2 protein-coding genes are annotated in these 2,730 nt (G+C 73.2%); both read left to right on the top strand.

The window, feature by feature from the left end; translation table 11 throughout:
- Nucleotides 1–1,072, top strand: a 1,072-nt coding sequence (locus tag MTQ10_RS29635) for a PP2C family protein-serine/threonine phosphatase (protein ID WP_247473511.1), incomplete at its 5' end; no start/stop codon positions are given.
- A 141-nt stretch (nucleotides 1,073–1,213) separates the two neighbouring features.
- On the top strand, nucleotides 1,214–2,563 hold the full coding sequence (locus MTQ10_RS29630) for a vWA domain-containing protein (RefSeq protein WP_247473508.1): 1,350 nt from the start codon (nucleotides 1,214–1,216) through the stop codon (nucleotides 2,561–2,563).
- The last annotated feature ends 167 nt before the right edge of the window (nucleotides 2,564–2,730 follow it).

The raw sequence follows: 2,730 nt of genomic DNA, 5'->3' as shown, positions 1-2,730 counted from the left end.
GTTCCACCAGGTCGATCCTCTCCTTGCCGCCGGGCGCGAGCCGGGCCAGCGTGCGGGGGGCGGGGTGCGGTTCGACCGGCCCGACGAGCCGGAGGAGTACCCGCTGCAGGCGCCCGACCCTCGGGTGGCCGCGGAGGCGGCCGAGTCGGCCGAGCAGGCCAAGGTGTGCGTGGCGTGCCGCGCCGGGCGCGTCGACGACGACGGGTACTGCGAGAACTGCGGGCACGCCCAGCCGCGTGAACGCGACCACATGGAGCAGGAGTCGGGCCCGGTGGCCGCCGTGAGCGACCGGGGCCTGCGCCACCACCGCAACGAGGACGCCTTCGCCGTCGGCCACACCGCGCTGCCCGACGGCACCGAGGCCCGTCTGGCGATCGTCTGCGACGGCGTGTCCTCCGCGACCCGCCCCGACGCCGCCTCCCTCGCCGCGTCCAGGGCCGCCTGCGAGTTGCTGCTGGCGGCGCTGCCGCAGGGCACGCACCCGCAGCAGGCGATGCACGAGGCGATCGTCGCCGCGTCCCAGGCTGTGAACGCGCTGGCGGACGAGCCCGCGACGGCCCGCGAGCACGCCCCGCACCAGAACGCGCCCGCGTGCACGATCGTCGGCGCCGTCGTCGCGCAGGGGCTCCTCGTGGTCGGCTGGGTCGGCGACAGCCGCGCCTACTGGGTGCCCGCCGACCGCACCGCGCCCGCCGCCCGTCTCACCGAGGACGACTCGTGGGCGGCACAGATGGTCGCCGCCGGACTGATGAACGAGGCCGAGGCGTACGCCGACGAGCGCGCCCACGCCATCACCGGGTGGCTCGGCGCGGACGCCTACGAACTGGAGCCGCACACCGCGTCGTTCAAGCCGGACCGGCCGGGCGTGGTCGTGGTGTGCACGGACGGCCTGTGGAACTACGCGGAGTCGGCGGAGCAGATGGCCGCGGTGCTCCCGGCCGACGCGGACGTACGGCCCCTGCACAGCGCCCGGGTGCTGGTCGGTCACGCGATCGACGGCGGGGGCCACGACAACGTAACAGTGGCCGTCGTGCCGTTCCCCGCGCCGCCTCAGGGGGCAGGATCGGCCTGAGGGGCCGTACGGAACGGGGAAACGGCCCCGCCCGCGGGGCCGGTGAGGCCACCGGGGTTTCACGCGGACCGGAGGGGACCGGTCCGCGTCACAGCCGTCGCCTCACGGGGGTGGGGCAGGTCAAGGGGGATGCGATCAGGCATGGCCAATCTGTCGAAGTCGAACGTGCCGCAGTTCTCGGTCGACGTGTATCAGAACGAGTACCTGCCCGAGGGCGGCCGTGAGGTCAACGCCATCGTCACGGTGACGGCGACGGGCGGCGGCACCGTCGGCAGCGCGGCCGCCTCGGCGCCGCACCTGTTCACGCCGGGGCAGGCGCCGTCCGCCGCCGTGGCCATCATGGTGGACTGCTCCGGCTCCATGGACTACCCGCCGACGAAGATGCGCAACGCGCGCGACGCGACGGCCGCCGCGATCGACACCCTGCGCGACGGCGTGCGCTTCGCGGTGATCGGCGGCACGCATGTCGCGAAGGAGGTGTATCCGGGCGGCCGGCGGCTCGCGGTCGCCGACGCCACCACTCGCGAGCAGGCCAAGCAGGCGCTGCGCCGGCTGAGCGCGGGCGGCGGCACGGCGATCGGGACGTGGCTGAGACTCGCCGACGAACTGCTGTCGTCGGCGGACGTCGAGATCCGGCACGGCATCCTGCTCACCGACGGACGCAACGAGCACGAGTCGCCGGAGGACCTGAAGTCCGCGCTCGACCACTGCGCCGGGCGGTTCACGTGTGACGCGCGGGGCGTCGGCACCGACTGGGAAGTGAAAGAAGTCACACAGATCGCCTCGGCGCTGCTCGGCACCGCCGACATCGTCGCCGATCCGGCCGGGCTCGCCGCGGACTTCACACGCATGATGGAGAGCGCGATGGGCAAGGAGGTCGCCGATGTCGCGCTGCGCGTGTGGACGCCGGTGGGCACCACCATCAAGTTCGTCAAGCAGGTCGCGCCCTCGGTGGAGGAGCTGACCGAGCGGCGCAGCGAGGCGGGCCCCCGGGCCGGTGACTACCCCACCGGTTCCTGGGGCGACGAGTCCCGTGACTACCACCTCTGCGTGGAGGTGCCGCCCGCCGCCGTCGGCCAGGAGATGCTCGCCGCCCGGGTGTCGCTGGTCGTCCCGCAGCCCGACGGCACCGTGCGGAACCTGGGCGCGCAGGGTCTCGTCCGGGCCGTGTGGACCGACGACATGACCGCCTCGACGTCGATCAATCCGCAGGTCGCCCACTACACCGGGCAGGCCGAACTGGCGGAGGCCATCCAGCAGGGACTCGACCTGCGCAAAGCGGGAGATTTCGACGGAGCAACGGCCAAACTGGGGCGCGCTGTTCAGCTCGCCAATGCCTCGGGGAACGCCGATACTGCGAAACTGCTTGCGAAGGTGGTGGACGTGGTCGATGCCGCGACAGGTACTGTGCGACTGAAAGCGAAGGTCGCGGAGGCCGACGAGATGACGCTCGAGACCCGGTCCACCAAGACGGTTCGCGTGAAGAAGTGACGCCGCCAGGCCGAGAAGGACGAGGAAGGACGCGCCGACATGCCGACCTGCCCGAACGGACACCAGTCGGGTTCCGACGACTGGTGCGAGGTCTGCGGTCACCGCATGGCCGGTGCCGTACCCCCGCCGCCCCCGCCGCCGCCGGCCCCCGGCGGCGGCGGGGGGGG

Source organism: Streptomyces sp. XM83C (genome assembly GCF_023072675.1).
Classification (GTDB): domain Bacteria; phylum Actinomycetota; class Actinomycetes; order Streptomycetales; family Streptomycetaceae; genus Streptomyces; species Streptomyces thermocoprophilus.
The sequence above is the reverse complement of the archived record's forward strand: the minus strand, read 5'-3'. Positions and strand labels throughout refer to the sequence as shown.